The sequence below is a fragment of the Desulfobaculum sp. genome, assembly GCF_054921475.1.
This window is the reverse complement of the sequence record NZ_JBUDSW010000257.1, coordinates 1-5,141: the sequence shown is the minus strand read 5'-3', so window position 1 is coordinate 5,141 and position 5,141 is coordinate 1. Positions and strand designations below refer to the sequence as shown.

The 5,141-nt window shown below is 54.4% G+C and carries 6 protein-coding genes; 3 read left to right on the top strand and 3 right to left on the bottom strand.

Features of this window, described 5'->3' with window-relative positions; genetic code table 11:
* Positions 1-449: 449 nt before the first annotated feature.
* The 3 genes from ACY69P_RS14030 to ACY69P_RS14020 form a co-directional block, all read right to left on the bottom strand.
* Positions 450-680 carry a hypothetical protein gene (locus ACY69P_RS14030; protein ID WP_462327923.1) on the bottom strand — a complete coding sequence of 77 codons (231 nt, stop codon included), beginning with the start codon at positions 678-680 and terminating at the stop codon, positions 450-452.
* On the bottom strand, positions 677-919 hold the full coding sequence (locus tag ACY69P_RS14025) for an Imm32 family immunity protein (RefSeq protein ID WP_462327922.1): 243 nt from the start codon (positions 917-919) through the stop codon (positions 677-679). The genes ACY69P_RS14030 and ACY69P_RS14025 overlap by 4 nt, the downstream gene beginning before the upstream one ends.
* 202 nt (positions 920-1,121) lie before the next feature.
* Positions 1,122-1,367, bottom strand: coding sequence for a DUF7660 family protein (locus ACY69P_RS14020; protein ID WP_462327921.1), 246 nt, complete (start codon positions 1,365-1,367; stop codon positions 1,122-1,124).
* A gap of 248 nt (positions 1,368-1,615) precedes the next feature.
* Here ACY69P_RS14020 and ACY69P_RS14015 point away from each other — a divergent pair, with 248 nt between their 5' ends.
* The 3 genes from ACY69P_RS14015 (at position 1,616) to ACY69P_RS14005 (ending at position 5,060) form a co-directional block, all read left to right on the top strand.
* The gene (locus ACY69P_RS14015; RefSeq protein ID WP_462327920.1) at positions 1,616-2,263 is read left to right on the top strand and encodes a Crp/Fnr family transcriptional regulator; all 648 of its coding nucleotides are present in this window, start codon (positions 1,616-1,618) and stop codon (positions 2,261-2,263) included.
* A gap of 111 nt (positions 2,264-2,374) precedes the next feature.
* A complete protein-coding gene (cooS, locus tag ACY69P_RS14010; protein ID WP_462327919.1) occupies positions 2,375-4,264 on the top strand; it encodes an anaerobic carbon-monoxide dehydrogenase catalytic subunit in 1,890 nt (629 codons plus the stop codon).
* A 16-nt stretch (positions 4,265-4,280) separates the two neighbouring features.
* Positions 4,281-5,060, top strand: coding sequence for an ATP-binding protein (locus ACY69P_RS14005; RefSeq protein WP_462327918.1), 780 nt, complete (start codon positions 4,281-4,283; stop codon positions 5,058-5,060).
* Positions 5,061-5,141 lie beyond the last annotated feature (81 nt).

Sequence of the window (5,141 nt, the reverse complement as noted above, 5' to 3'; positions counted from 1 at the left end):
TTATACAATCCATTTATCACCTCGTTAAATGTTTGGGTCAACAATCTCACTTCCGTTTCAGAAAGGACAACCTTACACAATAAAAAACTTTCAATATCTTTTTCTTTAACAAACTCACATTCACTCAATCTCATCGTAGTAACCCTTTCTTCTTTTAAGTCTAAAAGCAGTTCCTTTATCTCTTTTTTTGAGATTATGAACTATAACCATACCCCAATCATCACTCCACCACGCACCCCAACCTCCTTATGATGCAGGAGTGGTCCCGTTTGTTCGGACCATTTGGTGTGTAAGGGGTGAGGAGAGTCACCACACGGATGCACTGTGAATGTGACAGCAGAGCAGGAAATGACGATGTGAATATGTCTCAATGAAGAGAAGATGCAAAAGACGCCCCAGAACGTTGCAGAACTCAACTCCTTATTGTCCGAGAATCATAGCAGGTCAACTTATATGCGCGTGATGACGAAATTGACTCCTCCTTTAACTCCAGCCTCCTCGTCAAGAGACAATGAATCGCCAGGCTTGAAGTCATCCATTGCACATCTCAAGAGAGCCTTAGCTATAGCCAGAAATCCCTCTGAGTCTGCAGCCAAGACGGCACTTCCAGCGCCTTGCACATAAATCTCTACTTTCCCAGCATCAACTACACATTTAGACATATCAAAAACATATTTCATATTTTAAATCCCCCCTTGGAAATCACAAGTTCATGGGAACCGTCTTCACACACCATATCGTCTAGATGTACATGACGCCCCACATACGTTTCATCCTGAGAATACAGGAGACAGAGCTTTGCCAAGGATTCAAGTGCCTCTTTGTTGGCAAACAATTGGACTTTATCACTTACAATTACCTTTAGTGTCGAATCGCAATCCCATTCCTGACCGGTGTATTCAAATTCAATTTTCATCATTCATTTCCAATAAAGATAAAGAGTATCCCTAGCATTGCTCTACATTTTCCCAGTTTTCTTTGGATTTGGAGTTAAGAACTCGAAAGCCATGTGTTGTCCCTTGAGGACGGTGTCCTGAAATGCAACTCGCCTCAGTTTAGCGGATTTAAGATGACAAACAATACTGATCAGAGAGTAGCAGTGCCCGGAACTATCGACAGAACTACTCATAAATAGTTGCTGTCCAAAGGGCATCAGCCAATATACGCCATTTAGAAAGTGTCTTCACATCAACACCAATAATTTCATAACACGGAGTCTCAGCAGCATCAGTCGCTGCTGCCAACGCTTCAAGAAAATCAGGCAAAGTTACATTTTCCCAATCACAATCCTCTTTGGCAGACTCTTTTGCCATATGAAAAACGAACGCTGCAAAATCCTTATGCGTCACTACATTCTCAGGTGTCATTATGTTTCTCCTTTATGACTTTGCTTTCCAATGTTTCGTAAATGCCCAAAAACTAACGTGAGAGATAGACTCATCATTGCGTCAACGACAAGAGTATTCTTCGCGTCGTTCGACGCCTGCTGCTTCCAAAACCAGCGTACCAACTTGTCCACCTCGCCTTTTTGCAAAGCAAACGAAATGTCGCCTATGCGACAGAGCCGTGGTACGCTCCCTGCTAAAAAGGGGTTTCTATTATTGCCGGAGGGTTCATGCGTTTTTCAGACCTCGACATTGTTGATGAATTAGACCGACCAGAAAACGAGCCCTTGCGCCGTTCGTTCCACGCCCGCCGATTCGCCGCGGGAAGCAGTATTTTTATCCCGGGAGCCGATGAAGACCTTGTCTTTGTGGTCAAGTCCGGCAGAGTTCGCATTTACCTTGCCTACGAAGACAAGGAGTTCACCGTTGCCATTCTGGAACGCGGCGACATCTACGCGACGCACACCCGGGCCTACGTACAGACCATGACTCCTACGGAAATTCTCGTCACCGGAACCGATGAATTCCGGAAACGTATGGCCGCACTACCCGGTTTTTCCTCCAACATGGTCCGGGTGCTTGGAGTTCTGCTCAAAAACGCCTTCTCCATCATTGATGGACTTGTCTTTCAGGACAGCAGCCAGCGCCTCGCGGCGCTCCTCATACACGAAGCCGAGGCCAGCCTTGCCACAACCGGGAAGCCTGTTGTTCGCCTCAACCTCACCGTAGAAGAACTCGCCAAGATGCTCGGGGCCACACGGCAAACCGTATCCACCCTGCTTAACGACATGATCCGCACCGGAGTTCTCGAAAAACAAGGACGCGGCGTCTATCATGTTCTACAAATGGACCGTGTACGTGAGATCGCAAACCACTGAGCGCATTTCATACGCTTTAGCTCTGATTTGTCGGATATGAGACAGACGCAGCGTCCGTTGGGACTATCCTCCCTATCAATCCTCTAAAATATATACAAAAAGGAGACATGCATGGGAAAGGAACCAAGGCCCGTTGAAGAACTGTCCATTTGGGAAGACGCCCAAAAGATGCTGGAAAAGGCCCGGCGGGACGGTGTGGAAACTGCGCATGACCGTCTGCAGGAGCAGACTCCACACTGTAAATTCTGTGAACTGGGTACCACCTGCCGCAACTGCGTCATGGGCCCCTGCCGCATCAGCCCCAAGAAAAATGGCAAAATGCAGCGCGGCGTCTGCGGCGCGGATGCCGACGTCATCGTCGCCCGCAACTTTGGGCGTTTTGTAGCGGGCGGCTCAGCAGGCCACTCTGACCATGGCCGCGATCTTATCGAGGTGCTTGAAGCCATTGTGGAAAGCACCACCAAAGACTATGAAATCCGCGATGAAGCCAAGCTGCGGCGCCTTGCCGAAGAACTGGGCATCGACACGGAAGGCCGCGCGGTTCTGGATGTCGCCTCGGACATGGTGGATGCCTGCTACAGCGACTTCGGGAGCCGCCGCAAGGCCGTAGGCTTTTTGACCCGCGCGCCAAAGCAGCGCCGCGACCTTTGGGAGAACATCGGCATAACCCCACGCGGTGTAGACCGGGAAATCGCCGAAATGATGCACCGCACGCACATGGGCTGCGACAACGACGCCCCCAACACCATGCTGCACGCCGCGCGCACGGCCCTCTCCGATGGCTGGGCAGGCTCCATGATTGGCACAGAACTCTCCGACGTCATCTTCGGCACCCCTACGCCCAAGCGCTCCAAGGCCAACCTTGGCGTCCTCAAGGAGGATCAGGTCAACATTCTCGTCCACGGCCACAACCCTGTGGTTTCGGAAATGATCCTCGCCGCAGCCCGCAATCCCGAGATGATTGAACGCGCCAAAAACCTCGGTGCCACCGGCATCAACGTTGGCGGACTGTGCTGTACGGGCAACGAACTGCTTATGCGCCAAGGCATCCCCATGGCCGGCAATCACCTGATGACCGAGCTGGCCATCGTCACCGGCGCAGTAGAAGCCGTGGTGGTCGATTACCAGTGCATCATGCCCAGCCTTGTCCAGATTTCCGGCTGCTACCACACCCGTTTCATCACCACCGCAGGCAAGGCCAAGTTCACCGGCGCCACCCACTTTGACATCCACCCGGAAAACGCCATGCAAAAGGCGCTGGAAATCGTTGCCATGGCCGTGGACGCCTATGCCGAACGCGATCCGGCCCGCGTCGAGATTCCTGTAGAACCGGTAGAGATTATGACGGGATTCTCCAACGAGGCCATTCTCGAAGCCCTTGGCGGCACACTCACCCCGCTACTCGACGCAATAAAGAGCGGCGCAATTCGCGGCGTTGTCGGCATTGTCGGCTGCAACAACCCCAAAATCAGGCAGGACAGCGCCAATGTGGGGCTGGCCAAGGAACTCATCAAGCGAGACATCCTTGTGCTGGCCACCGGCTGTGTGACGACCGCGGCGGGCAAGGCCGGACTGCTGGTGCCTGAAGCCGCGTCCATGGCAGGCAGCGGTCTCAAAGGCGTATGTGAAGCCCTCGGCATCCCGCCCGTTCTGCACCTTGGAAGCTGTGTGGACAACTCCCGCATCCTGCACCTGTGCGGCCTCATCGCCAAGGAACTCGGCGTTGACATCAGCGACCTGCCCGTGGGGGCTTCCTCGCCGGAATGGTACTCCGAAAAGGCGGCGGCCATCGGCCTCTATGCCGTGGCCTCAGGCATCCAAACGCACCTTGGCCTTCCGCCCAACATCCTCGGCAGCGAGACCGTAACCGACCTCGCCCTGAACGGCTTACAGGACATCGTGGGCGCGGCATTTCATGTGGAACCTGACCCAATCAAAGCCGCCGACCTGCTGGATGCGCGCATCAAGGACAGACGAACCAAGCTCGGCTTGTCGGAATAGCAAGGAGAGCGCGGTCATGAAACTTGCATTCGCCGGAAAAGGCGGCGTGGGCAAGACCACGCTGACCGCATGGGTCGCGGACTATCTTGCCGCACAGGGAAAGGACGTCTGGCTTGTGGATGCGGACACAGCACTCTCGCTTGGGCAAGCCTCGGGCCTTGCCCGGGAGGCTCTTCCCGAGCCCCTCATCAGGCGCGACGACCTCATCCGGGAACGCATAGGCTCCGGGATGCTCCACCTTAACCCCGATGTCAGCGACCTGCCGGAATCTGTCTCCGTGGACGTTCCGCTTGGTCAGGCGCCACAAAATGGCGTCACCCCGGGCAGAAAGCGGCTGTTGGTGATGGGGTCGGTAACTGGCGCTGGCGGCGGATGCGCGTGTGAAGCAAACGCATTGCTCAAAGCCCTGCTCGCCAATCTGATTATCGAACGGGACGAATGGGTCCTTGTGGACCTTGAAGCCGGAGTGGAGCACCTTGGGCGCGGCACTGTCGCCTCAGCCGACGGGCTTGTCGTGGTCTCAGAGCCAAGCCGGCGCGGCCTGGATACTGCCGCGGACGTTGCCAAGCTTGGCCGCGAACTGGGCCTGACCAATCAAGTCCTGGTTCTCAACCGCGCAGAACGCACCGCCCTCCCCCCTATTCAGAACCTGCCGGAGCGGACGCTGTTCATGCCGGAGCTCCCGGAGCTGAAGACCAAACAGCTCAGCGACCCTGACGTGGTCACCCTTACCGACCACACTCTGCCAGACGAAATAGCCCAAAGCCTCCTCAAGGCGCTTGGCAGGCAAATGTAGAACGCGCGACCCCAAGTGCCTTGTTTTCACTTAAAACGCCCCGTCATCCTGCGGGGCGTTTTCATTATGGGCAACAGAGGG